The sequence below is a fragment of the Mesorhizobium sp. 113-3-9 genome (assembly GCF_016756515.1).
Classification (GTDB): domain Bacteria; phylum Pseudomonadota; class Alphaproteobacteria; order Rhizobiales; family Rhizobiaceae; genus Mesorhizobium.
This window is the reverse complement of the sequence record NZ_AP023246.1, coordinates 5,996,315-6,021,691: the sequence shown is the minus strand read 5'-3', so window position 1 is coordinate 6,021,691 and position 25,377 is coordinate 5,996,315. Positions and strand designations below refer to the sequence as shown.

General features: G+C 65.0%; 20 protein-coding genes. 7 read left to right on the top strand and 13 right to left on the bottom strand.

Going from position 1 to position 25,377, the window contains the following annotated elements; genetic code table 11:
* Positions 1-250 precede the first annotated feature (250 nt).
* From MesoLj_RS29420 to MesoLj_RS29410, 3 genes are all read left to right on the top strand, one after another.
* Positions 251-2,068 (top strand): sensor histidine kinase, encoded by a 1,818-nt coding sequence (locus tag MesoLj_RS29420; RefSeq protein ID WP_202327519.1) that lies wholly within the window; start codon positions 251-253, stop codon positions 2,066-2,068.
* Entirely contained in the window at positions 2,065-3,447 is a 1,383-nt protein-coding gene (locus tag MesoLj_RS29415) for a sigma-54-dependent transcriptional regulator (protein ID WP_202323480.1), read from the top strand. Before MesoLj_RS29420 ends, MesoLj_RS29415 begins: the two co-directional genes overlap by 4 nt.
* A 68-nt stretch (positions 3,448-3,515) precedes the next feature.
* Positions 3,516-3,938: a GNAT family N-acetyltransferase gene (locus MesoLj_RS29410; protein WP_202323479.1), complete on the top strand. Its 423-nt coding sequence runs from the start codon at positions 3,516-3,518 to the stop codon at positions 3,936-3,938.
* On the opposite strand, the gene MesoLj_RS29405 is transcribed toward MesoLj_RS29410, so the two are convergent.
* The 9 genes from MesoLj_RS29405 to murA form a co-directional block, all read right to left on the bottom strand.
* The gene (locus tag MesoLj_RS29405; protein ID WP_202323478.1) at positions 3,935-5,050 is read right to left on the bottom strand and encodes an anhydro-N-acetylmuramic acid kinase; all 1,116 of its coding nucleotides are present in this window, start codon (positions 5,048-5,050) and stop codon (positions 3,935-3,937) included. The genes MesoLj_RS29410 and MesoLj_RS29405 overlap by 4 nt on opposite strands.
* Before the next feature lie 10 nt (positions 5,051-5,060).
* Positions 5,061-6,059, bottom strand: coding sequence for a serine hydrolase domain-containing protein (locus MesoLj_RS29400; RefSeq protein ID WP_202323477.1), 999 nt, complete (start codon positions 6,057-6,059; stop codon positions 5,061-5,063).
* A gap of 223 nt (positions 6,060-6,282) precedes the next feature.
* Positions 6,283-8,031, bottom strand: a complete 1,749-nt coding sequence (locus MesoLj_RS29395) for an ABC transporter ATP-binding protein (protein ID WP_202323476.1) — start codon at positions 8,029-8,031, stop codon at positions 6,283-6,285.
* Positions 8,028-8,867 carry an ABC transporter permease gene (locus tag MesoLj_RS29390; protein ID WP_202323475.1) on the bottom strand — a complete coding sequence of 280 codons (840 nt, stop codon included), beginning with the start codon at positions 8,865-8,867 and terminating at the stop codon, positions 8,028-8,030. Before MesoLj_RS29390 ends, MesoLj_RS29395 begins: the two co-directional genes overlap by 4 nt.
* Positions 8,867-9,826, bottom strand: a complete 960-nt coding sequence (locus MesoLj_RS29385; protein ID WP_202323474.1) for an ABC transporter permease — start codon at positions 9,824-9,826, stop codon at positions 8,867-8,869. Before MesoLj_RS29385 ends, MesoLj_RS29390 begins: the two co-directional genes overlap by 1 nt.
* Positions 9,827-9,856: 30 nt before the next feature.
* Positions 9,857-11,374 (bottom strand): ABC transporter substrate-binding protein, encoded by a 1,518-nt coding sequence (locus MesoLj_RS29380; RefSeq protein WP_202323473.1) that lies wholly within the window; start codon positions 11,372-11,374, stop codon positions 9,857-9,859.
* A 226-nt stretch (positions 11,375-11,600) separates the two neighbouring features.
* Complete coding sequence (gene murQ / locus MesoLj_RS29375; RefSeq protein WP_140769233.1) at positions 11,601-12,524, bottom strand: N-acetylmuramic acid 6-phosphate etherase; 924 nt, start codon at positions 12,522-12,524, stop codon at positions 11,601-11,603.
* Positions 12,525-12,694: 170 nt separating this feature from the next.
* On the bottom strand, positions 12,695-13,573 hold the full coding sequence (locus tag MesoLj_RS29370; RefSeq protein ID WP_202323472.1) for an N-acetylglucosamine kinase: 879 nt from the start codon (positions 13,571-13,573) through the stop codon (positions 12,695-12,697).
* Positions 13,570-14,826 (bottom strand): UDP-N-acetylglucosamine 1-carboxyvinyltransferase, encoded by a 1,257-nt coding sequence (murA, locus tag MesoLj_RS29365; RefSeq protein ID WP_202323471.1) that lies wholly within the window; start codon positions 14,824-14,826, stop codon positions 13,570-13,572. The genes MesoLj_RS29370 and murA overlap by 4 nt, the downstream gene beginning before the upstream one ends.
* Positions 14,827-14,994: 168 nt before the next feature.
* Between murA and MesoLj_RS29360 the strand changes: the two genes are divergently transcribed.
* A complete protein-coding gene (locus MesoLj_RS29360) occupies positions 14,995-15,846 on the top strand; it encodes a MurR/RpiR family transcriptional regulator (protein WP_202323470.1) in 852 nt (283 codons plus the stop codon).
* 19 nt (positions 15,847-15,865) lie between these two features.
* On the opposite strand, the gene fhuB is transcribed toward MesoLj_RS29360, so the two are convergent.
* Genes fhuB through MesoLj_RS29345 form a run of 3 tightly spaced genes read right to left on the bottom strand, consistent with a single transcriptional unit; the run spans position 15,866 to position 20,983 of the window.
* Positions 15,866-17,872 carry a Fe(3+)-hydroxamate ABC transporter permease FhuB gene (gene fhuB, locus MesoLj_RS29355; protein WP_202323469.1) on the bottom strand — a complete coding sequence of 669 codons (2,007 nt, stop codon included), beginning with the start codon at positions 17,870-17,872 and terminating at the stop codon, positions 15,866-15,868.
* Positions 17,869-18,744: an ABC transporter substrate-binding protein gene (locus MesoLj_RS29350; protein WP_202327517.1), complete on the bottom strand. Its 876-nt coding sequence runs from the start codon at positions 18,742-18,744 to the stop codon at positions 17,869-17,871. Before MesoLj_RS29350 ends, fhuB begins: the two co-directional genes overlap by 4 nt.
* 25 nt (positions 18,745-18,769) lie before the next feature.
* Positions 18,770-20,983 (bottom strand): TonB-dependent siderophore receptor, encoded by a 2,214-nt coding sequence (locus MesoLj_RS29345; protein WP_244735194.1) that lies wholly within the window; start codon positions 20,981-20,983, stop codon positions 18,770-18,772.
* A 414-nt stretch (positions 20,984-21,397) separates the two neighbouring features.
* Between MesoLj_RS29345 and MesoLj_RS29340 the strand changes: the two genes are divergently transcribed.
* From MesoLj_RS29340 to MesoLj_RS29330, 3 genes are all read left to right on the top strand, one after another.
* Positions 21,398-22,228: a substrate-binding periplasmic protein gene (locus MesoLj_RS29340; protein ID WP_202323468.1), complete on the top strand. Its 831-nt coding sequence runs from the start codon at positions 21,398-21,400 to the stop codon at positions 22,226-22,228.
* 76 nt (positions 22,229-22,304) lie between these two features.
* The gene (locus MesoLj_RS29335; protein ID WP_244735193.1) at positions 22,305-23,597 is read left to right on the top strand and encodes a dicarboxylate/amino acid:cation symporter; all 1,293 of its coding nucleotides are present in this window, start codon (positions 22,305-22,307) and stop codon (positions 23,595-23,597) included.
* Positions 23,594-24,409, top strand: a complete 816-nt coding sequence (locus MesoLj_RS29330; RefSeq protein ID WP_202323466.1) for an aspartate/glutamate racemase family protein — start codon at positions 23,594-23,596, stop codon at positions 24,407-24,409. The genes MesoLj_RS29335 and MesoLj_RS29330 overlap by 4 nt, the downstream gene beginning before the upstream one ends.
* A gap of 33 nt (positions 24,410-24,442) precedes the next feature.
* Here the strand turns inward: MesoLj_RS29330 and MesoLj_RS29325 are convergent, their stop codons facing one another.
* Positions 24,443-25,327 (bottom strand): helix-turn-helix domain-containing protein, encoded by an 885-nt coding sequence (locus tag MesoLj_RS29325; protein ID WP_202323465.1) that lies wholly within the window; start codon positions 25,325-25,327, stop codon positions 24,443-24,445.
* Between the last annotated feature and the right edge of the window lie 50 nt (positions 25,328-25,377).

Genomic DNA, 25,377 nt, shown 5'->3' with positions numbered 1-25,377 from the left:
TCCGGTCGCCCGCCGCTGGAAGGGAGTTTTGCAAGCGCTGTGCCAGACCGGGGGAGGCCCGGAATCCCGGGATTCCGGGCGTTCTTCAGCTGCCTTCGATGGGGGTGTGTGCGGATTTCCGCACAGGAGGCGATTGCCTGGGCGGAATTTCGCATTAGAGTGTGGCCGCAAGGCCGCGAGAAAAGGGAGAGGGCAGACGCCGCAGGCACGCACTGATAGCGGCTCAGCCGGGTTTGCCGGCGGCGAACCGCTGCGCGAGGCGGTTGGCCGGCTGCGCGATGGCCGCTGGCTTGTCGTCCTTATCGCCCTTGCGATCCTGGCCGGCGCGATCGCCATCGCGGGGCGCATCGCCACCGGCCAGGCGACCAGTGACCTGCGCGACACGGCACTTGCCGCCCTGCCGCTGGCGGCGGGGACGCTGACAGGCGAAATCGAGAAGCAGCGCCTGGTTCCCTTGGTGCTGGCTCGCGACGATGCCGTGCGCGGGGCGCTGCGCCGGGCCGGGACCATGCAGGAAGCGGCCCTCAACGACAAGCTCAAGGCGATCGCCGGCGATGCCTCGGCCTCCGCCATCTACGTCATCGACACGGCGGGCATCGCTATATCAGCCAGCAATGCCGGCGAGCCGGCCAGCTTTGTCGGCATCGATTATAATTTTCGTCACTATTTCAACGAGGCAATGGCGAAGGGCTCCGCCAGCCAGTATGGCCTGGGCACGATCAGCGGCCGGCCGGGCCTCTATCTTTCGAGTCGCGTCGACGACAACGGCAAGCCGCTGGGCGTCGTGGTGTTGAAGGTCGAACTCGATGGCGTCGAGGCCAATTGGCGCTCCAGCGGGTTCCTCGTTTTCGTCACCGACGAACGCGGCGTCGTTCTGGCCACCAGCCAGCCCGAATGGCGGTTTCATGTGCTGGCGCCGCTCTCCGCCCAAGATGCCGCCGCTGCCCATGAGCAGCTGCAACTGGCCGATGCCGCCTTCGAACCGCTGCCGATGCGGCGCGGTGCCGGCGACGGCCTGGCGACGATCGAGAGCTCGGGAAAGCCGCGCCAGTTCGTCGAGGTGGTGCAGGACCTGCCCGGTGCGGTCCCCGGCTGGCGCCTCTGGCTGCTGACGCCGGCCGACGCCGCCCTCTCGTCCGCCGCCAACACGGCGCGCCTGACGACGCTGCTCGGGCTGCTGCTTACCGGCCTGCTTGCCTATGTGCTCACAAGGCGCCGCCGCACACGCCGGCTGCGGCAGGAGGCGCTGGCGCGCATGAATGCCGAGCTCGAAAGCCGGGTATCCTCGCGAACCGCCGAACTGACACGCTCCAACGCCGCACTCGCCGGCGAGATCGCAGAGCGCGAGAGCGCCGAAGCCAAGGTCCGCCGGCTGCGCGACGATCTCGCCCAGGCCAACCGGCTTTCCATCCTCGGCCAGATCGCCGCCGGCGTCGCGCACGAAATCAACCAGCCGGTGGCCGCCATCCGCACCTATGCCGAGAATGCCGGCCGCTTTCTCGAAGGCGGTAAGACCGAACCGGCAAGCGGCAATCTGACCTCGATCGTCTCGATGACCGAACGCATTGGCGCCATCACCAGCACATTGCGGACTTTCGCCCGCCGCGCGAACGTCGCCGCTTCGCCGCTGCCGGTGCGTGAGGCGATCGACGGCGCGCTGTCGCTGCTGTCCGGGCGCATCCGCGATTCCGGCGTCACCATCGTCAAGCCACGCGGCAACGCATCGCCGATGGTGATGGCAAGCCGCATCCGGCTGGAGCAGATCCTGGTCAATTTGCTGCAGAATGCGCTCGACGCCATGAAGGACCAGCCCGATCCCCGCATCGAGATCGACCTCGCCGAGCGGGATGACCGGGTGCTGATCTCGGTGCGCGACAATGGCCCCGGCCTCGGGCCGGAAGCGGCCGGCAATCTGTTCATGCCGTTCCAGACCACCAAGGAGAAGGGGCTCGGCCTCGGGCTGGTGATCTCGCAGGAGATCGCCCAGGAATTGGGCGGCACCTTGCGGCTCGATCCCGGCAGCGCCAGAGGCGCGTCCTTCACCATCGATCTGAGGCGAATTGAATGACCGACAAATCAGGGCGGGTGGCGCTCGTCGACGACGATGCCGACCTGCTGCACGCCACGACGCAATTGCTCGAGCTTGCCGGCTTCACGGTGGTGGCGCGCGATGCCGCCGAGGCGGCACTTGCCGTCGTCGACAGGGATTTCGACGGCGTGGTCGTCAGCGATATCCGCATGCCGGGCATGAACGGCCTGCAGCTGTTCGACCGCATCAAGGCGATCGACCCCGATATACCCGTGATCCTGGTCACCGGGCATGGCGATGTCGATCTTGCGGTGGCCGCGCTCAAGGACGGCGTCTACGATTTCATCTCGAAACCCTATGCCGGCGACCGCCTTGTCGAGGCCCTGAAACGGGCGAGCGAGAAGCGGCGGCTGGTGATGGAGAACCGGCGGCTGCGCGAGGCTGCAGCACTCGCCGCCGACGGCCTGCCGCTGATCGGCGAGGCGTCCGCCATCCGCCGCCTGCGCGAAACCTTGCGCCAGATCGCCGACATGGATGTCGACGTGCTGGTGGAAGGCGAGACCGGAACCGGCAAGGAAGTGGTGGCCGACCTCTTGCACCGCTGGGGCCGGCGCCGGGCAAAACCCTTCGTGGCGCTGAATTGCGGTGCCTTGCCGGAGACCGTCATCGAAAGCGAACTGTTCGGCCACGAGGCCGGCGCCTTCACCGGCGCGCAGCGGCGGCGGATAGGCCGCGTCGAACATTCCAGCGGCGGCACGCTGTTCCTCGACGAGATCGAATCCATGCCGCCGGCCCTGCAGGTCAAGCTGCTGCGGGTGCTGGAGACGCGTAGCCTCACGCCGCTTGGATCGAACGAGATCCGGCGCCTCGATTTGCGGGTCGTGGCGGCAACCAAGGTCGATCTCGGCCGGCCGGACCAGCGCGGCGATTTTCGCGAGGACCTCTATTTCCGCCTCAACGTGGTGACGCTGCGCATTCCGCCGCTGCGCGAGCGGCGCAGCGACATCCCGATGCTGTTCGGCCACTTCCTCGGCAAGGCCGCCGAACGCTTCGGCCGGCCGGTCGCCAAGGTGAATGCCGCGGTCAGCGACCATCTCCAGTCGCATGCCTGGCCGGGTAATGTCCGCGAGCTCGCGCATTTTGCCGATCGCGTCGCGCTCGGTCTCGGCCCGGACGACCAAGCCGAGGCGCCCGCGCGGCAGCCCGAACCCTCGGCGGCGTTGCCGGAGCGGGTCGGGCAATATGAGGCACAGCTCATCCGCGACGCGCTGCGCGACCATGGTGGCGATGTGCGCGGGGCCATCGATGCGCTCGGCGTGCCGCGCAAGACATTCTACGACAAGCTCAAGCGCTACGGCATCGCCGCATCCGAATTCCGCAATGGCGGAGATCCGCAACCTGTTCGAGAGCCGACATAGACATTGCGCCAGGGCCTTGCGCCTCGTAACGCTCCACTCCCATCCAGCAGAGCTTTCCGGAAAGAGCCATGAAGACGAATCTTGAAACAACGGCAAACCCCTTGCCGGAAGAACTGGCCTTTCTCGGCGAGCGCCTGACGGCGTTCAACGACGGCGATGTCGGCGCGTCCGAAAGGAAAGCGCTGGCTGTGTTCGTACGCGATGAGGATGGCGCGGTTGTCGCCGGCATTTCGGGCTACACGGCCTGGGGCTGGCTTTACGTGCAATGGCTGTGGGTTGACGAAAGGTTGCGCGGCCAGCACATGGCCGGCAAGATGCTGGACGCGGCCGAGCAGGAAGCCGTGGCGCGCGGCTGTCACGGCGCGTTGATCGACACCTTCAACCCGAACGCCGACAAGGTCTACCAGCGCCAGGGCTATCAGCCCTTCGGCGCGCTGGCCGATTTCCCCGTCGGGCGCAGCCGCATCTTCCTGCAGAAGAAACTGGTTTAACCGGCCAGCCGCCCGCCGCGCATCGGCTGCGGCGCGCCCGTGGTGCTCGGAAAACTGATCGGCAGGCCGCGCAGCACGCGCACCGCGAGGAAGGCGAAACACTCGGCCTCGACAGCGTCGCCGCTCCAGCCGAGGCTTTCGGCCAGCACCACCTCGACGCCGGCGCGGCTGGCGAGCATGGCCATCATCGTCGGATTGTGGCGCCCGCCACCGCTGACCACCAGCTTCTTCGGCCGGTGTGGCAAGAGGTCGAGCGCCTTGCCGACCGCGCCGGCGGTGAAGGCAGTGAGCAGGGCGGCGCCATCCTCGGCATCGAGGCCATCAGCCATGGCGGCGCCGAAGTCGAAGCGGTCCAGCGATTTAGGGTAAGGCTTGCCGAGATAGGGATGCTGCAACAGCTTGGCCAGCCTTGCTTCGTCGACCGTCCCCGCCCGGCCAAGCGCGCCGTCGCGGTCCATTTCCCCGAGCCCCTTCGATTTGATGAAATCGTTGAGCGGCGCATTGGCGGGTCCGGTGTCGAAGGCGACGACATTGTCGGCACCATCCCACCAGGTGATGTTGGCGACGCCGCCGAGGTTGAGCACGGCGACCTCGCCGCTCGCCCCGGCGCTGCGCATCAAAGCGGTGTGATAGGCCGCGGCCAGGGGTGCGCCTTGCCCGCCGGCGCGCATGTCGGCCGAACGGAAATCATAGGCGACCTTGGTGCCCAAAATGGCGTGCATCAGCTCGCCGTCACCCAATTGCCGGGTCTGGCCGAGCCGTCCGACCTGCGGCGCGCGATGCAGCACGGTCTGGCCGTGGAAGCCGACGACGCCGATATCGGCCATCGTCATGCCGTAGCCCTCGACCAATTCCTTCACCGCCGCCGACTGGGCACGCGTCAGCGCTTCCTCGGCTGTGCGGAAGATCGCCGGTTCCGGTCCGACAAAGTTCCAGGCCCGTGCAGCCGTCAGCGTCTCTTCCAGCAGCGAGCGGATCGATTGGGGGTAGGGCATCAGCCGGTAGGTGCCGAAATCGTCGATCCGCTCGCCATCGGTCTTGATCAGCGCGACGTCGATATTGCCGTCAAGCACGGTGCCGGTCATCAGGCCGACGGCCCAGATTGGTTCCATCATCTAGCTCCTAAAGTCCATTGACGAGATCGCCGACCGTCTGCCGAAGCGAAACAATGCCGCTGTCGAAATGACGTGTCGGATGGATCCGGTTGGTGAGCAAGGTCCAGGCCTTGCCCTTGTCGAAATCGATCCACAGTCCGGTGCCGGTGAAGCCGGTATGGCCGATTGTTCCGGGACTGCACGAGGCCCCGCCGGACCAGCCCTCATAAGGGCGCTCCCAGCCATGGGTGCGGGTGGCGGACAAGGGCGTGCGCATCAGCGCGATCGAATTCTTGGAAGCGCCGGTCAGCAGCTCCTGCGCGAAATCCAGCACCGAGGCGGCCGTTCCGAACAGCCCGGCATGACCGGCGCCCTGCAGGGCCGAGCAATTGTCGTCATGGACTTCGCCGGACAGCACGCGATGACGCCAGGTGCAATCCTCGGTCGCGGCTGACGCATCCGGTTCCGCGGACCAGGCGAATCCGGGGCCGGGATCCAAGTCGCGGATGGCCTTGCCCAAAAGCCGTTCCAGCGCAAAGCCGAGCAGGATGAAATTGATGTCGGAATAGACGGGGTCACGGGCGCGCCATTCGCGCTGCAGGATGAAGGCGCGCAGCAGGTCGGGGTCACGCCCGTAAGTGTAGATCGGCTCGACGGCCGGAAACGGCGTCCGGTGGCCGAGGCATTGGCGAAACGTCACCTTCCGCTCCCAGGCCCCTGCGTCATACTGGCGAAGGTCCGGGAGAACCGAGATCAGCGGCGCGTCGAGATCGACGACGCCGTCCTCCGCCAGCGCCAGGATGCGCGGCGTGGTGAAGATGATTTTGGTCAGGGACGCCAGGTCGAACCAGGTTTCGGCGGTCATCGGCCGCTGCTTGGGCACAAGTTGCGCCGAGCCGATTGCCCTGACGATGCGGCGGCCATGGTTGTCGACAATGCCGAGCACGCCGCCGGGGATACGACCCTCTGCTACAGCCGCTTCCAGTGGTTGAAATGCGCGGTCGAAGAGTTGGGTGAGGGTGCTCAAAGGCAGCCTCCATCTGAAAGGCCGCGATCCTTGGCGCCCCCCTCTGGCCTGCCGGCCATCTCCCCCACTAGGGGGGAGATTGGATGCGTCACGGCCTTCGCCAATCGCCAGAGTTGCAGAAAAGGCGGTGCGGGCGACGCTGCCAATCTCCCCCCTAGTGGGGGAGATGCCCGGCAGGGCAGAGGGGGGCGCTGGCCCGCCAACCTCTGATATCCCAGAGCCATCACCCTTCCACCCTCGCCATATGATCCCCGCCAAACCGCTCCCACCGCGCCGGCGCCGGTTCAAACCCCTCCGGGCGCACAAGCGAAGGCACCTGGCGTGTGTCCAGTTCGAAATGCTCACGCCGCCGCTCGATGGTCGGAACGGCGGCGATCAGCTTCTTCGTATAGGAATGCTTGGGCTTCGACAGCACCGAGGCCGCGTCGCCGATCTCGACGATCTGGCCGGCATAGATGACGGCGATGCGATGAGCGATCCGCTCGACCACCGCCATGTCGTGCGAGATGAAGAGATAAGCCAGCCCGAACTCGCGCTGCAGGTCGACCAGCAACTCCAGCACCTTAGCTTGCACCGAGACGTCCAGCGCCGACACCGCTTCATCGAGAACGACGACCGAGGGATTGAGCATCAGCGCGCGGGCAATGCACAGCCTCTGCCGCTGGCCGCCGGAGAATTCATGTGGATAGCGCTCAAGACTGTTCCTGGGCAGGCCGACGCGTTCCAGCAGGGTCGCCATCCTCGCCAGCGCTTCCGCAGTCACCCGGCCGCCGGTGGCGATCACCGGTTCGGCCAGGATGCTCTCGATGGTCAGCCTCGGGTTAAGTGAGGCATAGGGGTTCTGGAACACCATCTGCACGGGCTTGGTGCCGCGCTCGGCGGCAGCCGCTCGGGTGCCGACCGAGAAGCTGCCGCGTGTCGTGCGCACCAGCCCGAGAACCGCCTTCGCGGTGGTCGATTTGCCAGAACCGCTCTCACCGACGATGGCCAAGGTCTCGCCCGGCATCAGGTCGAAATCAACGCCGTCGACGGCGTGCACAGCGCCGGTGGCGCGGCTGAAGAAATTGCTCTTGAGGGGGAACCGCACCACCAGTCCGTCGACCTTCAAGGCCGGTTCTGCGTGTGCGTCCTTGGCACGCTGTCCGTCCGAGCGCGTCGCGCTTCCGTTGGCGAAATGCGGCACGTCCTGCAGCAGATGCTGTGTGTAGGGGTGCTGCGGCCTGTCAAGAATCTGGTTCAGCTCGCCTTGCTCCACGGCCTGCCCGTTCTGCATGACCATCACCTTGTCGGCGATGCCGGCAACCAGGCCGATATCATGGGTGATGAAGATGACAGACATGCCGGTTTCGCGCTTCAGCTCGGCAAGCAGCGCCATGATCTGCGCCTGCACGGTGACGTCGAGCGCGGTCGTCGGCTCGTCGGCGATCAGCAGGCGCGGATTGCAGGCCAAAGCAATGGCGATCATCACCCTTTGCAGCATGCCGCCGGACAACTGGTTGGGCGTGTATTTCAGCCGCCGCGCGGCGTCGGGGATGCGCACGCGGTCGAGCGCATCCTTGGCCGCGGCCGTGGCTTGCCTGCCGGTCAGGCCTCGGTGCAGGCGAAACGATTCCTCGATCTGCGAACCGATGGTCAGCACCGGATTGAGCGAAGTCATCGGCTCCTGGAAGATCATGCCGATCTCGGCGCCGCGAATGCCGGTCAGCTGCGCCTCGGTGGCAGCCATCAGGTTGAAGAGACTGCCGTCGGCACGCTTCAGCGTCATCGAGCCGCCAATGATGCGGCCGCCGCCGAAATCGATCAGCCGGTTGATCGACAGTGCGGTGACGGATTTACCGGAGCCGCTTTCGCCGACAATGGCCAGTGTTTCGCCATCTGCGAGGTCGAAGCTGACGCCGCGCACCACCTCATTGGCCTGGCGGTCGCGGCCGAAGCCGACGCGCAGATCGCGGACGGACAGCAGCGGGCTCATGCCGGCGCCCTCCGCATCCTGGGGTCGAGGATATCGCGCAAGGCATCACCCAGCAGATTGAAGCCGAGGATGCTGATCATGATGGTCAGCCCCGGAAAGATCATCAGCCAGGGCGCGGTCTCCATCAGATTGCGGCTGTCGCTCAGCATCAGGCCGAGCGAGGCGGCGGGCGGCTGCGTGCCGAGGCCGAGGAAACTCAGGCCGGCTTCGGTGAGCAGCGCCCAGGCCAGCGCCAGCGTCACCTGCACGGTCAGCGGCGCCACCAGATTGAGCAGCAGATGGCGCGTGACGATGTAGCTCGAACTGCTGCCGAAGGTGCGCGCCGCGTCGACGAATTCGCGCGCCTTGAGCGAAAGGGCAGGGCCGCGCACCACGCGGGTGAAGATCGGCGTGTAGACGATGCCGATGGCGACGACGCTGGTCCATGTGCCCGGCCCGGCGACGGTGACGATGAGCAGCGCCAGAAGGATCGCCGGGAAGGCCAGCAGCACGTCCATGATGCGCATCACCACGCCGTCCCAGCGGCGCCCGAGCCAGGCTGCCGCGAGCCCGAGCACTGTGCCGGCAAGAGTGGCGAAGGCCACGGAGAAGAAGGCGACCGTGAAGGACTGGCCGATGCCTGCCATCAGCCGGCTGGCCACGTCGCGGCCGAACAAATCGGTGCCCATCCAGTAGGCGCCATTGGGCGCATGCCGCCGGTCGACGCGGAACTGCGTGATCGGGTTGTGCGGCGTCAGCCCGGCCAGGCCGAGGATGGCGATCATGAGATAGACGCCGACGATGACGCCGCCGATGCGGCCGCTGCCATGGCCGAAAATGGCGCGCAGGATGCGCATCACTGCTCTCCCAGCCGGATGCGGGGATCGAGCCCGACATAGGCGAGGTCGACCAGGAGGTTGACGATCATGAAGTTGAAGGCAATGAACAGCACGCTGCCCTGCACCAGCGCGTAGTCGCGCTGCAGGATGGCGTCGAGCACCATGCGGCCGAGGCCAGGCAGGGCGTAGATCTGTTCGACGATGACGGCGCCGCCCAGGAGATAGCCGAACTCGATGCCGCTCAGCGTCACCACCGGGATGAGCGCGTTGGGCAGGGCATGCCGCCAGATGACGCTGCGCGCCGACGCGCCCTTGCTGCGGGCGGTGCGCACATAGTCGTCGCTCAGCACGTCGAGCATAGCCGAGCGCGATATGCGCGTGACCGAGGCGGCGAACGCAAAGCCCAGCGTAATGGAGGGCAGGATCAACTGGCTGAGATTGCGCAAGGGATCCTGCCAGAGCGGCGCGAATTCGCCCATCGCCGGCAGCACGCCGAAACCGGCCGACAGCGTGTAGATGATCAGGAGGCCAAGCACGAAACTCGGCGTCGACTGGCCGATCATGGCGACGATGCGCACTCCCAGATCGGAGGCCTTCTCATTATGCGTGGCGGCGTAGATGCCGGCCGGCATGCCGACGGCAAGCGCGATGATCATCGACAGCAGAGCCAGTTCCAGCGTCAGCGGGAAGCGCTCGAGGATGACGTCGAGCACCGGCCTGCCATAGGTGACGGAAATGCCGAAATTGCCGTGCAGGATGCCGCCGATCCAGCGCCAGTACTGGACGAACCAGGGCTGGTCGATGCCGAAATAGGCGGCGAGCGAATCCCGCTGTGCCGGCGTCAGCAGGCCGGCCTCGGTGCCGAGCATCGCCGTGATTGAATCGCCCGGCACCATCCGGATCGCCACGAAGACCAGGATGGACACGCCAAGCAGGACGAGAGGAAACGTCGCCAGTCGTCGCATCAGATAGTTCACGCGAAGGATACCTCTCGTCCAGGCTTGCGGTTACTGCTGGATGGTAACCTTGCTCAGGCTGAACAGCGTGCCGGTCGGCGTGGGCACGAAGCCGGCGATGTTCTTCTGCTGGGCCGTGTAGCTGTAGGACGTGTAGAGCCAGATCCAGGGCGACATTTCGGCGAGGTGCTTCTCGAACGCGGCGAAGATCGCCTTGCGTTTGGCCGGGTCGGTTTCGGCGCGGCCCTGCTGCATCTGGCTGTCCAGCGTATCGTCGATGTAGTTGGCCACCTTCTGCAGATTGCCTGCCTTGGTCCAGTAGCGGTTGTACATGGTGTAGGGGTCGGCGCGGCCGCCATTGAGCGCGATTGCCATGTCGAAATCGCCCTTCAGCCAGGCATCGACATAGACGTTGAGCTCCATCATCTTGATGTCGAGCTTGACGCCGATTTCAGCCAGCTGCGACTGGATGACCTGCGCTTCCGCCGCGGCCGTCGGCGGCTCGCCGGTGGCGCCGATCACGGTCGCCGAGAAGCCGTCGGCAAAACCGGCCTCGGCCATCAGCTTCTTGGCCTTTTCCACATCGCGCTTGTAGCAGAACAGCTGGCTCGGATCGGTCGCCAGCGCCGGGATGGTCAGCGGTCCGGTGACCTTGCCCTCGCCGAGCGAGGCGGTGTCCAGCACCTCCTGCCGGTCGATGGCGCAGGAGATCGCCTGGCGCACCTTGAGTTCGGTCATCGGCTTGCGCGAAGGGTTGAGCTGCAGCACGTGGTAAGCGAGCACCGGCGCGCGGTTCAGCTGCAGGCTGGCTTCCTTCGGCACCAGCGTGGCGACCAGCGGGTCGTTGAGCAGCGCGAAATCGATCTGCTTGGTGCGCATGGCGGCAAGGATTGCGGCCTCGTCCGGAAGCACGCTGATCTCGATGCCGTCGACGCCGGTCGCGCCGCCGGCCCAGCCCTTGTTGGCGCTGAGCACTTCCTTGGCGTTGGGGTCCCACTTATCGAGCTTGAACGGGCCGGAACCAACCGCCTTGGTGCCGATCGAGCCGGCCTTGATCTCGGCCGCCGGAACGATGGCCGCGTTGACGTCGCTCATCGCCGTCAGGATCGGCACGTCTGGTTGTGACAGATGGAACACGACGGTGGCTGCATCCGGCGTGTCGATGCCGGCGATCGACAGGAAGTTGGCGCGGGCCGCCGCCCCAGTCTTCTCGTCGAGGATGCGCTCGAAGGAGGCCTTGACATCGGCTGAGGTGACGGCCGTGCCGTCCTGGAATTTCGCCTTGGGGTCGAGCTTGAAGGTCAGTTCCTTGCCGTCCTTGGAGAATTCCCAGGACGTGGCGATGGCCGGGATGATCTGCAGGCTGGCGTCGACCCGCACCAGCGGCTCATAGATCAGTTCCAAAAGCCGCAGCGACGAGAACGCCGTCTGCTTGTGGGGATCAAGTCCGGTGGCGTCTTGCGACCAGGCCATGTGCAACGTCGCCGCCTGCGTCGAAACCGTCGCGATGCCGAGCATCGCTGCCAGGGTGATACCCGACAGCAGCGTTCTTGTGAGATGCCCTATCATTTTCGTCTCCCATTATGATTTGACTTGATGCCTTGCAGTTTCCGCGAGCCGCTTCCAAGACACACATGCTTTGGAGTATCGGCCCAGTTTAGAGCATTTCCGGCGAAAATAGGATCGCCCCAAATGCTCTATCTCTTTGTTTTTACGCAATTCCAGACGCAAAACCGCCGCGCACTTTTGCTGGAATTGCTCTATGCGGCTTCGCGCCGTCTTGTCTCAAGCGGTGTCACACCGCGCTCTCGCTGATCGCCCTTCTCAGGAAACCTCCGGCCTTCGCGAGGGCAGCCCGCGCCGCCTCGACATCCATGCCGGTGATCGTCACCAGGATCGCCAGTTTCACATCGTTGCCGGTCTGATGAAGTGCCTGTTTGGCCCGCTGCGCCGTGCAGCCCGTGGTCTGCATGACCATCCTGGTTGCCCTGGCCACCAATTTCTTGTTGGACGGGTTGAGATCGACCATCAGGTTCTGAAAACTCTTGCCGATGCGGATCATCGAGGCCGTGGTCAGCATGTTGAGCACCAGTTTCTGCGCGGTTCCGGACTTCAGCCGGGTCGAGCCGGTGAGGACTTCGGGGCCAACGACCGGCGAAATGGCGATGTCGGCGATGCCGGCAATGGTCGACGCCGGATTGCACGACAGGGCAACCGTCGTTGCGCCCACTTGCTTCGCATAGGTCAACCCGCCGATGACATAGGGCGTGCGCCCGCTGACCGCGATTCCGACGACCACGTCGTTGGCGGTGAGCCCAATATCTTGCAACGCCCGCACGCCCATCCTCGGATCGTCCTCCGCGCCTTCCGTCGACCGCACCAATGCATCGGGTCCGCCGGCGATCAGGCCGATCACCATGTCTTCAGGCACCCCGAAAGTGGGCGGGCATTCCGAAGCGTCGAGAACGCCGAGCCGGCCGCTGGTGCCGGCGCCGATATAGATCAGCCGCGCGCCTTTCTGGAAGGCAAGCACGATGCGGTCGACCGCGGTTGCGATTTCCGGCAGCACCTTTTCGACAGCCGCGGGGACGGCTCTGTCCTCGTCATTGATCTTGCGCAGGACATCGATGGTCGGCAGCAGGTCGATATCGACGGTCCGCGGGTTGCGGCCTTCGGAAACCAGCCGGTCGAGCTCAGACATCAACCCTTGTTCGGTCATTCCAATGCTTTCAAAAGTCCTGCCGCACGACCGGCGTCGAGCACGGATCCAATCGGCGCCAGCGCCCACGGACGATCCGGCCCGATCAGTTTTCTTCGTTAACTTTTTAGAATTGGATATTCATACCGTCAACAAATATTTGGAATATTTTATTCCTTCTCCCGCAAGGTTTACCGTGCGCAGAGCGATCGTTTGGCCAGGATGACCGCGCCCGATACGGCGTCACCGTCGGCGGGTTTCAGCCGGCGCCGGACATCGGGCGCAAGCCAGGGTTCGAGCGGGCTGGCGAGGCCGCCCAGCAGGGTTATACGCGGCGCGCCTTTCTCGAACAGCACCCGCACCAGCGTGTCGATCTGCTCGGCGGCACTTTGCACGATGCGCCGTCCGGCCGGATCGCCCTGGTCGGCGTGGCGCATCACCATGGGCGCCAGGGCCGCGTAATCCGTGGCGCTGGCGCGGTCCATCCAGGCGACCGCTTCCGTGGGATCCCCCTCGAAGCGCTGCATCACCTCCGCCAACAGCGCCGTCCGCTCGTGCCGGCCATCATGGGCGCGCAACGCCAGCTGCACGGCCTTCAGTCCCAGATGGGCGCCGCTGCCTTCGTCGGAGATCGGAAAGCCGTAACCACCGACACGCAGGTCGCGCCCCTCGACAAAGCCGAGCCCGATCGAGCCCGTCCCGGCAATGACGATGGCGCCGTCCTGGCCGGAATGCGCGCCCAGGCAGGCGCCGACACCATCGCTGACGAAGTCGATGCTGGCAAAGGGATGCGCGATCGCCCGCAACGCTTCCAGCGCGCCCTTGCGGCCGATGCCGGCAAGGCCGATACCGGCGCGAATCCTTGCGGTCTCCGCCGGCCCGAATCCTGTCTCCTCGATCGCCGCGCCAAAGGCCTTGGCAATGGAAGCCCAGGCCGCGTCGATGCCGAGCCGCGTCGTCGCCGGCCCGGACAGGCCTTGTCCCAGCACGTTGCCTTCCGCATCCTCGATGCGAGCCCGGCAGCCGGTGCCGCCGCCGTCGACGCCGAGAAAATAGTCGGGGCCGCTCATGGGCTCAGCCGCTCGATGTCGGCGCCGCAGAGACGCAGCTTGCGGTCCAGCTGCTCATAGCCGCGGTCGAGGTGATAGACGCGGTTGATGATCGTTTCGCCCTCGCTGACCAGCGCCGCCAGCACCAGCGACACCGAGGCGCGCAGGTCGGTGGCCATCACCTGCGCGCCACGCAGTTTCTCGCCGCCGCGAACCAAAGCCATCGTGCCTTGCAGCTTGATGTTGGCGCCGAGCCGCATCAGTTCGGGCACATGCATGAAACGGTTCTCGAAGATGGTCTCGCGCAGCAGCGAGGCGCCGTCGGCGCAACACATCAGCGCCATGAACTGCGCCTGCAGGTCGGTCGGAAAACCCGGATAGGGTTCCGTCGTGAGGTCGGCGGCCTTGAGCGGCCGGTCGCGAGACACGATCAGTCCGCGATCTCCAGGCCAGACGCTGACACCGGTGGCCTCCAGCAATTGCACGACAGAAGCCATGTGTTCGAGCCGGGCATGGGTGAGCTCAAGCTGGCCGCCGGTGATCGCCGCGGCAATCGCATAGGTGCCGGCCTCGATACGGTCCGGGATGATATCGTGCCGGGCCGCGTGCCATCTGGTGCTGCCGGAGATCAGGATGCGGTGCGTGCCGGCGCCCTCGATGCGCGCGCCCATCGCGTTGAGGCAAGCGGCGAGATCAGCCACTTCCGGCTCGCGCGCCGCGTTGAGGATCTCGGTTTCGCCCTTGGCCGTGGTCGCCGCCATCATGGCGGTTTCGGTTGCCCCGACCGATGGCGAGCTGAGCACGATGCGCGTGCCGAGAAGCCCGTTCGGCGTAGAGGCGACGATCAGGCCGTTCTCGATGGCGATCTTGGCGCCCAGTGCCGCGAGCGCCGCGACATGCATGTCGACCGGCCGCGCGCCGATCGCGCAGCCGCCAGGCAGCGAAACCCGCGCATGGCCGAAACGGGCCAGAAGCGGTGCGAGAACCAGCACCGTCGCGCGCATTTTGCGCACCGTGTCATACGACGTTTCCTTCGAAACGGCAGCACTCGTATCGATCGTCGCGGCGTGGGCCGACCGTGTCACGTCGGCGCCGTGAAGCCGCACCACGCCGAGCATGTTTTCGACATCGGTTACATCGGGCAGGTTGGTCAGTTCGAGCGGGTAGGGACTGAGCAGGGCCGCCGCGATCTGCGGCAGAGCGGCGTTCTTGGCGCCGGATATGGTGACCGCGCCTTCCAGTCTTCGTCCGCCGACGATCCGCAATCTGTCCATGGCTGAACCCTTGTATGGCGAAGCCGGGCGGCGGGTCCGGTCTCTCCGGAAGGTCCATCCGATTCCGAACCTGGCCGGTCCGGTTCGAGAATTAATTCTGCATTCTTGGCTGTCAATCGAAATTGGAATATTTTATTCCTCCGAGCAGCGAAACGCTCCAGAGGGTTCATGTCCGTTCTAAAGACGATCAATGCGAAGCTCGACGGCATGGCGCCAGGTGATCGCGAGATCGGCCAGTACATCGTCGACAATCCCGACCAGATGCTGCGCCTGTCGACGGCCGCCCTTGCGGCCGAGATCGGCCGCAGCCAGTCGAGTGTCGTCAAGTTCAGCCAGAAACTCGGCTATGCCAGCTACCAGGAACTCAAGCTCGCCGTCAGCGAGGCCAAGGCGCAGGACTGGCAGGTGCCGGCCGGTGTCATCCATGGTTCGATCGAGGTCGGCGACACCTATCCGGTCATCCTGAAGAAACTGATCGGCAGCAAGCTGCTGTCGATGCAGCAGACCGTCGCCACCAACAGCGAGCGCATCATTTCCCGCACGCTGGAGCTGCTGGATGGCGCGCGCCGCATCCATCTGGTCGGCGTCGGCGCCTCCTCGCTGGTGGCGCGCGACTTCTCCTACAAGCTGATGAAGCTCGGCCGCAATGTGCTGCACGACAGCGACAGCCACATCCAGATGGCCAATGCCGCGACGCTCGGGCCTGGCGACGTGCTGTTCGCGCTTTCCTATTCCGGCGCCAGCATCGAAACCTTGCGCATCGCCGAGCTTGCCCGCAAGCGCGGCGCGATGGTGATCGCCGTTACCGGCCTGCACGACAATCCGCTGAGCCGTGTCGCCGACATCCGCCTCTACACCATCGCCGACGAGGAGCGAGCGCGCTCCTCCTCCATCACCGCGCGCGACGCGCAGCTGACGCTGACCGACCTGTTGTTCATCCTGTTGGTGCAGAAGCAGCCGGACGCCAACGACTATGTCCACAACAGCGAGGCGGCGGTCTCGGTGCTGAAGGCCGAATGATCCCGGGAGTTCGAGACGGTCAGCCTTGGCGCGGCACGCCCCTGGCAAGCAGGTAGACAAGATACGGGCCGCCGAGCAGTGAGGCGAACAGACCGGCAGGCAGTTCGTAGGGAAAGGCCGCCATGCGCGACAGCCAATCCGAGACGATCATCAGCAACGCGCCCAGAAGCATCGCGCCGGCGAGGTGAAGCTGTGCGCGCGAAAAGCCGACGAGCCGGGCAAGGTGCGGCGCGATCAGGCCGACGAAGCTCAACGGCCCGACGATCATGGCCGAGAGCGCGGTCAGCAGCGCAGCGGCGATGATCAGCATCAGCCGTCCGCCGGCGACCGGCACGCCCAGGCCGCGCGCGGTGTCGGGCCCGAGCGGCAGGATGTCGAGCCAGCGCGCCGCGAGAAACAGCGGCAGCGTCAGCGGCAACAGGCAGGCCAGCGCAATCGATGCGTCCAGCATGGTCGCCTGGCCGGTCGAGCCGCTCAGCCAGCGCAGCAGAATATAGGACTGCGCGTTGCCCATCGCGATCGTCGCGGTGATCACGGCGCTGCACAATGCGCTCATGGCGATGCCGGCGAGCAGCAATCGTTCCGCGCCGAATTTCGCCCGCGCGGCGATCGCGAGCATGGCGATCAGTGCCGCCAGCGAACCCAGGGCCGAGCCGGCGAGCTGCCAGCCAAGCCCGGCCGTGGCGCTGACCATCAGCACCGCTGTCAGGCCGGCGCCGGCGCCGGTGCCGACGCCGAGCACTTCCGGGCTCGCCAGCGGATTTCCGGTGACCCGCTGGATGACGACGCCCGCCGCGGCGAGCATGGCACCGGAGGCAGCCGCCACGCCGATGCGTGGCGCGCGCCAGGCCGTGAGATCGGCCAGCAAATCACCGCTGGCGAATGACCAGCCCGTGGGGCCGCGCCCGACGATGAGCGCCATCGCGACGGCGACAAGGGTGAGCACGGCCAAGAGCATGGTGACGAGCCATGGTCGGTTGGCTTTGCGCGGTGCGGCGCCGCTTGGGCCAAGATGCGGCCATTCGAATATGCGCAGCCTCGGCAACAGCCACAACAGCAGCGGACCGCCCAGAAGCGCTGTCCCCGCACCGGTCGGAATGCGCTCTCCACCGGAACCGGCGGCGAACTGCACCAGCCCATCCGTCAGCCACAGCAGGACGGCGCCGACCAGCGGTGCGGCCACCAACTTTTGCCGCAAGGTGCGTGCGCCGGAAAGTGCGGCGAGCGCGGGCGCGGCGAGGCCGACGAAACCGATGACGCCGACTTCGGCCGTAACGGTCGTCGCCATCCAAACGGCAAGCGCGATGATGAGAAAGCGGCTGGTATGACGGGCAACGCCCAGACCACGCGCCGAGGCGTCGTCGAGGCCGAGGATGGTCAGCGGCCGCAGCAGCATCAGCGCCGCAACGGCCCCGGCCGCCAGCCTTGTCGTCAGCGCGACGGCCGGCCCCCAATCCTGCTGGACCAGGGATCCGCCGCCCCAGATGAACAGCGAGAAAAGGTATTCGCCATTGGCGAGGATCAGGGCGGCACTGACCGAGCTGGCGGTCAGTGCCACCATCATTCCGGCCAGTACGACGGATACCGGCTCGAGCCCGCGCCGCCAGGTCAATGCCAGCACGAGCAGCACAGCCGCGGTGCCACCGGCAAACGCGACCAAACCCTGCGACCACCCGATCAGCAAGGGCGCGTAGAGCGAGGCTGTTGTCATGGCCAGTTGCGCACCGGCCGAAATGCCGAGCGTCGACGGCTCGGCCAGCGGGTTGCGCAGCACATGTTGCAGGAGGAGGCCGGACAGGCCGAGCACCGCGCCCGCCACCACCGCTACCACGGCGCGCGGCAACGTGCTGTAGAGGAGGATGATGCGATCGAGGTCGGCACCCTCCGCCGGCGGCATTGCAAGCCACTGCATCCCAACCCGCCATGCGAACAGGAAAGCGGCCGCCGCCGCCAGGGCACCCCACACGGCCAGGGGCGACGGGGCACGGCCGGCCCCCGCGTAACGGGTCGCGGCGCGGTCGGTCATGAAGCATGCCCCGCAAGCGCTGCCGTCGCGAGGCGCGCGAAGCGGCGTGCCGACGGCAGGCAGCCGAAATGATTGATCGGTTCCAGCACCGCGACGCGGCTCTGGCGCACTGCCGGCAGAGCGTTCCACAAGGCGTTCGTTGGAAGCGCGCGCCCGACATCCGCGGGCAGTGGCGAGACGATCAGGATCGACGCTTCGGGCACGCGGGCCAGCGCTTCCAGGCCGACGGGTGCGGCCGCGCTGTAGCTCGTCTCGTCGGTCCACGCATTTTCGATGCCGAGACGGGACAGCACATCACCGAACATGGCGTCGCGGCCGAAGGCGCGAAAATGCCTGCTATCGCCCAGGCTGATGACGAAGACCGGCTGCCCGGACGATGGCGGCAAGGTGGCGCGAAGTCTGGCGATTTCGGCTGATGCCTCGTCCACGCAACGCTTGGCCTGCGCCTGCCGGCCGAGCCTCTCGCCGAGGGCCAGCGTCGCTGCCTCGGCGAGCGCGTACGGTGGTACGCCGGCCTCGTAGACCGGTTGCGCGAACACAGGTGCGATGCGTTCGAGCATCGGGCGCTGGTATTCGTAGAAATTGGAGATGACGATCAGATCCGGGGCGATGATGCGCAGCAGTTCGTAATTGGGGGCGCCACGCAGCCCGGCGTCGGTTACCGATTGAGGGACGGCCGGCTCGACCGCGATCTTGCGGAACTGGATCAACTCCGTCGCCGCCACCGGTTCGACGCCGAGCGCCAGCAACGTCTCAAGCATGCCCCAGTCGATCGCGGCAATGCGTGTCGCCGCTGCCTTGGCGGTGGCCGGCGGCAGCAAGGCGGCGGCCGCCAGCGCAAGCACCTGCCGTCTGTTGGGCAGATGGATCATCGCCGGCGGGGTTGGCAAGTCGCGGCTACCACGTCGTGTGCACCTTCAGCTTGAACGAGCGGCCTTCGCCGTAGGAGCAGGTCAGCGTCGTCTGGCAACTGGAAACATAGGTCTTGTCGAAGAGGTTGGTGACGTTGAGATCGACCCCCCAATTATCCTTCTCATAGCCGAGCTTCAGGTCGGCCAGTGTCACGGCCGGCACCTTCGCCGTGTTCTCATTGTCGGCCCACGAGGAGCCGATATAGCGAAGACCGCCTCCAATCGAGATGCCGTCGTACCAGTCCCCGCGAAATGTATAATCGGCGGAGGCCGAGGCCATCACTTCCGGCACGATGAAGGGCGTCTTGCCGATCACCGAAATCCCGCCATTTACCCTGTGATTGTAGTCATCGTCCTTGGTGATCTTGATGTCATAGGCGGTGAAGGCGCCGGTCACCCGGAAATCGTCGGTGATGTTTACCTTGCCCTCAAGTTCGATGCCACGCGAACGCACTTCGCCGGTCTGCATCTGCGTGAAGAGAGTTACGTTCGAGGGCACGTTCTGGCGAGTGAGGTCAAACAACGACAGGGTGAACAATCCATCGATAAAGGTCGGCACATACTTCACGCCGACTTCATACTGCGTGCCTTCCTCCGGCTTGAACAGATTGCCCAGCGCGTCGGTGCCGATGATCGGGTTGAAGAAGGTGGCGATGCTGGCATACGGGGTTACGCCGTTGGCGAATTCATAGGCGATACCGGCGCGGCCGGAGAAATCGCCGACCGTGCTCGTCTGCGTGCTGGAACTTGCCGAGTAGTAGGTGGGACGATTGTCGGCGTCGAGCCAGCCCCGGTCATAACGGCCATTCAATGTCACCAGCCAGCCATCGCCGAAGCGTAACTGGTCCTGCGCATAGAAGCCAAGCTGCTTCTGGGTCAGGTTCTGGTTGAGATAGCTGACGCGCGGCGTCAGCGGCGAGCCGTAGACCGGATGGAACGCGTCGATGGGGTTGTCATAGTTCTCATCATAGAGGCCGGACGACTGGACCTGGTCGATATTGTAATATTTGAAATCCAGGCCGGCGAGGATCGTATGTTCGATCGGACCCGTCGTCACCTTGCCTTCGATCTGGTTGTCGAGAAGGAAGGTCTTTGCCGTGGTGTCGTGGTCGAAATTGATGCGGGCGAGATCGGTAGGCCCTCCGATGGTTGACCAGCCGTTCGGGTAGACGCTGACCTCGTTGATATTGGCGGCGGTGAAGCGGGCGTTTGAGCGCACCGTCCACTCATTGTCGAAATCATGCTCGAACTCGTAGCCGATCGATCCCTGTTCGCGCTTGTAGAGATCGATGCTCGGCTCGGTGAAATTCGCGTTGGGGTCGATGCGGCCGTAATTCACGCCGCCGACAATGTGGTCCGTCACCGTGCCGTCATAGGGCAGGAAGCTGCCGCCATTATGGTTCTCGTCGATGTGGCTGTAGTTGGCCAGGATGGTCAGCGTGGTGGCTTCGTCCGGCTTCCAGGTGATGCTGGGAGAGATGAAGCCGCGCCAGCCATTCTGCAGGTCGCTGTAGGTATCGCCGCCGGCGACCTTGCCATTGATACGGTAGCTGACCGTGCCGTTGTTGGCCACGTCGCCAATGTCGAAGCCGAGATAGACATTGCCGGCATCGTTGACGCCGGTTTCGACATAGCGCTTGCGTTCGAACTCCGGTCGCTTGCTGACATAGTTGACCAGACCGCCGGGATTGCTGCCGCCATAGAGCACCGAGGCCGGGCCTTTCAGCACCTCGATGCGCTCGAGCCCGAAGCTGTCGACGTAGAAGCCGCCAAAACCGTAGCTGAACAGCTGCAGGCCATCCATGTAGGTGCCGGTCGCCGTCGCCTGGAAACCGCGAATGAAGAGCCAGTTGGTATCGCTGTCGGGACCAAACGGCTGGGCGAAGACGCCGGCTGTGTAGCGCAGGGCCTCATCCGCCTTCTGCGCGCCCTGGTCGTCGATCTCCTGCCGGCCGACCACCGAGACGGATTGCGGGATCTCCTTGATGTCGGTCGCAGTCTTGGAGCCGGTGCGGGTCTTCTTGGCGACGACGCCGTTGACTGGGCCGGTGGCGCTGCCGCCGGCCTCGCCCTCGACCACTACCGGTTCAAGCTGGGTGCTGGCAGGCGCCGTTTGCGCGAAAGCGGCCATCGGCGGGATCATCGCGACGGCAGCGACGCCGCCCGCCAGAAGCGCCTTCATCCGGTAAAGTCTGCTCATCAGGAAAGCCCCGCCTGTCGTCGTTGAGATACTTGATCATTTACCTCAACTTATAGATGGGTCATTGGACGGATTTGGGCGGCTTGTCCATTCTTGTCCAAACGAGGGACATCGCGGCGTCATGTTGCGGAAATGTCACTGGTGACCGCTGCTCCTCACCCATGCGCGGGGCGTTGGTCCAACCGACGACTTGAACCGGCGCGTCAGTCCGTGACTGCCCTCAAACGTGCAATGACGCGCCCACTTCGCGATCTTTATACATCAGGAAGTGCTTATATCGCGCGATGTTGCGATACCTTGGCCACTATATAGAAAGATAACAATATAAAATACACGCTTACTTAACCTCCGCGTGCATACTGCGAGCCGGGAAGACTTGTTTGTCTTGCTCTCCTGCACGAATTGAGAATGTGCATGTCGGTTACGCGTCGTACGCTGCTTATGGCCGGAAGCGGTGGGTTGCTGATCTCGCAGGCTCAGGCGGCCGGCACCCAGGCGCAGAACGCCCCAAAGCCCGTCGCGAGCGGCGATCCGTTGCGTATCGCGATGCCGGCCTTCGCCTCCAATCCATTCTTCCCGGCCGACGGGCAGGGCGACAATGGCATAGACATGGAACTGGCCAACGGCATCGCCGCGCAGCTTGGCGTGGAGCCGGTGTTCGACCGGTCCGCTGCAACGTTCGACGCCATGGTGAACCTGGTGAGTTCAGGTCAGGCGGACCTGGCGATCGGCAAACTCAGCCGGACGCTCCAGCGCGGTCGGTCGATCGTCTATTCCCGGCCCTATGCCATGCTGCGCCAGGGGCTGATTGCCAACCGTCTCAACCTGGCGCGCATGGCGCAAGGCAAGCCGCCCGAGCAGATCATCCGCGACTTCCCGGGCGATCTCGGCGTGATCGAGGGCTCCTCATTCGCCACCTATGCGCCGACAACCTTCCCGCACGCAAAGATCCGCCGCTTCGCCAGCTGGGATTTGATCATCGATGCGATCCGCAACGGGACGATCGACATAGCCTATCGCGACGATTTCGAGATCAAGAAGCTGATGGTCGACGATCCTTCGATGACGGTCGTTGCGCGCTCGATCACGCTGACGGACAAGGTCGACACCATCGCCGTCGGCGTGCGGCCGGACAATCCGCATCTCGCGGCCTTTGTCGACCTTTATCTCGATCTCGCCCGGGGTCAGCAGGTTCTCAACACGGACGAGATCATCGCCCGCTATCGCCTGGGGAGCAAAGCCTGACATGGCCATCTCCGACGTAGCCGGACCCACGCCTTTCGATTGGCGCCTCGCGGCAAGGCGCATATTGCGCTCGCCCGTGACGACGCTCGCGATGATCGGGGCAGGGATCCTATGCGGTCTCTACTATCCGGCCTTTGCCCACGCGATCAGCCCTGCCGCACAAATCTACCTGAATTTCCTCAAGATGGTCGTCCTGCCCTATTTGGTCTCGTCGGTCATCTTCTCCATCACGGCGATGGTCCAGGATCCCAAATCGGTCCGTTACCTGGGCAAGGTGGGCATGGCCGTCCTGGTCGTGTCGTTCCTGGGCGTTCTGGTGAGCGGCACCTTGTCGCTGATCCTGCAGCCGGGCCAGATCGAGAACCCTCAGTCGCGCATCGAGCTTGGCGAGTTCATCAATTCGCAGGGCAGCGTTTCCACCGATCTCGCCTTCCCGTTCCAGCCGCCATCCAATGAGGGTGCCGACGGCGGGCATTCGATCCTGCTCGATCTGGTGCCGAACAACGTCTTCAACGCGCTGGCCTCGGGCCAGACCATCCAGGTCCTGCTGTTCTGCCTGCTCTTCGGGCTCGCGATGGGGAAGATCCCGCAGCCCTCGTCCATGAGCCTGACTCAGGCGCTCAACGCGGTCTACCGGGCCTGTACGGTCCTCACCAACTGGTTCATCTGGGGGCTGCCCTTTGCAACCTTCATCCTGATCGCGGACCAGACCGCGTCGACCGGAACCAAGCCGCTCATGCTGATGGGCGGTTACCTGCTGGTTATGGGGCTTTCCTGCCTCGTATTCCTCGCCGGCGCATTTGCCGTCATCGCCATCCGCTCACGACGAAGCTACTGGACCACGATCAAGACCTGCCAGCCACTTCTCATGGTAGCCATCACCACGCGTTCCACGGTCGCCTCGCTGCCGTGGGTCATCAATCTGTTGACCGAACGGCTGCGGTTCAACCTGGTGGTCGTCGAACTGCTCGTGCCGCTGCAGGCGGCATTGCTGCGCGTCGGCCCGGCGCTGCTCTACACCTCGGGTACCCTGTTCATCGCTCAGCTCTACGGCCATCCGCTCGGCGTGCCGGACCTCGTGCTCGTCGGCGTCGCCTCCGCGCTTCTCGCGCTCACGACCGGCGGCATGGGCAGCCTGCTCATCCTGTCCCAGATGTCCATCGTTTGCGGCTACCTGAAGCTTCCCTTCGAAGCGGCGTTCGCCCTGTTCGTCGCTGTGGATGCGGCGGTGGATACGTTCATGACACTGGCCAGCGTTTGCACTGTCGCGGCGAGCACGGCGATGATCGCTCCCAGCCACAGGGAAATGGAGGTGACGCAGCCTGTCGAAACCGCCTCGGAACAGCTCGAAGCAGAGCCCGTCCGATGATCGACGACAGTATCCGTCCCCAGCTCGGCATTATCGGCGGTCTCGGGCCGCTTGCTTCGGCTGACTTCTACTTCAAGCTGACCCGGATGACCCAGGCGCTCAGGGACAGCGAACATGTGCCTGCCGTCATCCTCAGCGTACCGCAACTGCCCGACAGGACCGAAGCGATCCTCGGCAACCATGACGGACCGCTGGCGCCTCTGAAAGCCGCGGTCTCGACGCTCAATGCGCTCGGCGTTGCCTGCATCGCGATGCCGTGCAACACCGCCCATCATTGGTACGACCAACTGACGGCGAATTCGCAGGCGGAGATCATCCATATAGGCGCCGCGGTGGTGGCGCAAACGCGTCGTAGCCTGGACCGGGGCCGGGTTGCGATTCTCGCCACCCAAGGCACGCTGGTCTCGGGCTTCTACCAGGACAGGATGTCAGCGGCGGGATTTGAGCTCTGCCTCCCCGCAAACCCGGAGTTTCAGGAGCGCGTCGACAGCGCGATCAGCCTGGTCAAGGCCGGTTCGATCGCGGATGCCGCGATCGAGACCGAGCGCGCGCTTGATATAGCGCAAGCCACTGGCGCCGATGCCGCTCTTCTCGGCTGCACCGAACTGTCGGTGGTGGCCGCCAGCCTCAACGATGTCGGTGGATTGGTCATCATCGACAGCAATGCGGCCCTGGCGCGAGCCTGCCTGACATGGTTGGGTTTCAGTGCGCAGGACGCCCGGGGCCTGCCGACCGTATCGCGTTTGCCGGGACATGACCGATCGCTGCGCGCCAGCTTGATCACACTAGCCCAGCCGTGTTCGCGCTTGTAGGAATCGGTGCTCGATTCCGTGAAAGCGGAAACGTCACTGCTTGTCGGCGCTCTTCATCCAGATGCCGGGCGTCACCCCGACAACCGCCTTGAACACACGCGTCAGATGCGCCTGGTCGAAGAAGCCGGTCGCCTCGGCGATATCGGCAAGCGAGGCGGCGTCACGTGCCATCATCGCCTTGGCCCTGTCGACCCGCGCCCGCATCTGCCAGCGGTGCGGCGGCACGCCCGTTGCCGCCTTGAAGGCATGGCTCATCGCGGTTTCGGACAAGCCGGTCAACGCGGCGAGATCGGCGAGCCGGATCCTGTCCAGGCAGTGCGCGTCGATGTAGTCGGTGACGAGGCGCAGCTTGCGGCGCGACAGCGGCGAGCGACGCCTGACGGCACCTGGCGGATCGATCTGGAACAGGCTCGCGAACAACGCATTGAGCAGGCCCTCGCCATAGAGATCGTGCAGAGGCTGCTCGCTGCCGCATTCGGCGGCGATCAGCCCGGCCAGCATCGCGATCCGCTCATCGCGGAACTGGAAGCGCGACATCTGCAAGGCTTCGCGGTCGAGGCTGCGGCCGAAGCGGCGCGTCAGCGTCGCCACGTCGAAATGCAGATCGAGATGCCTGATGCGGCGCAAGCCCTCGACCCGGCCACGGATCGGTACGCCGGCTGGAATATAGGCCATGGAGAGGGCCCTATCGTGGCGGGATAGTTCGCCCTTGGCCCCTTCGACGAAGAAGGCGCCGTCGCCATCCACGTCGAGCGCGACAAACAGCCGGGGATCGGGAGAGACATAGTAACCCTCGGCCCGGTCAGCGCACGCGACATCCCAGAGGTCGGCAACCGCGCCGTCCCAAAGGTGCCATTTCAGGTCGCCGATAACGGAAAAGCCCTCGATCCGGCTTTCCATGCGCGCAACGAAGGTCAAGTCCTGTCTGTCTCCGGGTATAATACATGAGAAAAATAATCATGTTTTAT

What these genes read in the sequence shown, in the direction of transcription:
- MesoLj_RS29360 (WP_202323470.1), top strand. Translation starts at nt 14,995, where the DNA reads ATGTCCGTTCTAAAGACGATCAATGCGAAGCTCGACGGCATGGCGCCA.
- murA (WP_202323471.1), bottom strand. Translation starts at nt 14,826, where the DNA reads ATGGACAGATTGCGGATCGTCGGCGGACGAAGACTGGAAGGCGCGGTC.
- MesoLj_RS29395 (WP_202323476.1), bottom strand. Translation starts at nt 8,031, where the DNA reads ATGAGCCCGCTGCTGTCCGTCCGCGATCTGCGCGTCGGCTTCGGCCGC.
- MesoLj_RS29350 (WP_202327517.1), bottom strand. Translation starts at nt 18,744, where the DNA reads ATGATCCATCTGCCCAACAGACGGCAGGTGCTTGCGCTGGCGGCCGCC.
- MesoLj_RS29340 (WP_202323468.1), top strand. Translation starts at nt 21,398, where the DNA reads ATGTCGGTTACGCGTCGTACGCTGCTTATGGCCGGAAGCGGTGGGTTG.
- MesoLj_RS29415 (WP_202323480.1), top strand. Translation starts at nt 2,065, where the DNA reads ATGACCGACAAATCAGGGCGGGTGGCGCTCGTCGACGACGATGCCGAC.
- murQ (WP_140769233.1), bottom strand. Translation starts at nt 12,524, where the DNA reads ATGACCGAACAAGGGTTGATGTCTGAGCTCGACCGGCTGGTTTCCGAA.
- MesoLj_RS29405 (WP_202323478.1), bottom strand. Translation starts at nt 5,050, where the DNA reads ATGGAACCAATCTGGGCCGTCGGCCTGATGACCGGCACCGTGCTTGAC.
- MesoLj_RS29390 (WP_202323475.1), bottom strand. Translation starts at nt 8,867, where the DNA reads ATGCGCATCCTGCGCGCCATTTTCGGCCATGGCAGCGGCCGCATCGGC.
- MesoLj_RS29370 (WP_202323472.1), bottom strand. Translation starts at nt 13,573, where the DNA reads ATGAGCGGCCCCGACTATTTTCTCGGCGTCGACGGCGGCGGCACCGGC.
- MesoLj_RS29410 (WP_202323479.1), top strand. Translation starts at nt 3,516, where the DNA reads ATGAAGACGAATCTTGAAACAACGGCAAACCCCTTGCCGGAAGAACTG.
- MesoLj_RS29330 (WP_202323466.1), top strand. Translation starts at nt 23,594, where the DNA reads ATGATCGACGACAGTATCCGTCCCCAGCTCGGCATTATCGGCGGTCTC.
- fhuB (WP_202323469.1), bottom strand. Translation starts at nt 17,872, where the DNA reads ATGACCGACCGCGCCGCGACCCGTTACGCGGGGGCCGGCCGTGCCCCG.
- MesoLj_RS29345 (WP_244735194.1), bottom strand. Translation starts at nt 20,983, where the DNA reads ATGAGCAGACTTTACCGGATGAAGGCGCTTCTGGCGGGCGGCGTCGCT.
- MesoLj_RS29380 (WP_202323473.1), bottom strand. Translation starts at nt 11,374, where the DNA reads ATGATAGGGCATCTCACAAGAACGCTGCTGTCGGGTATCACCCTGGCA.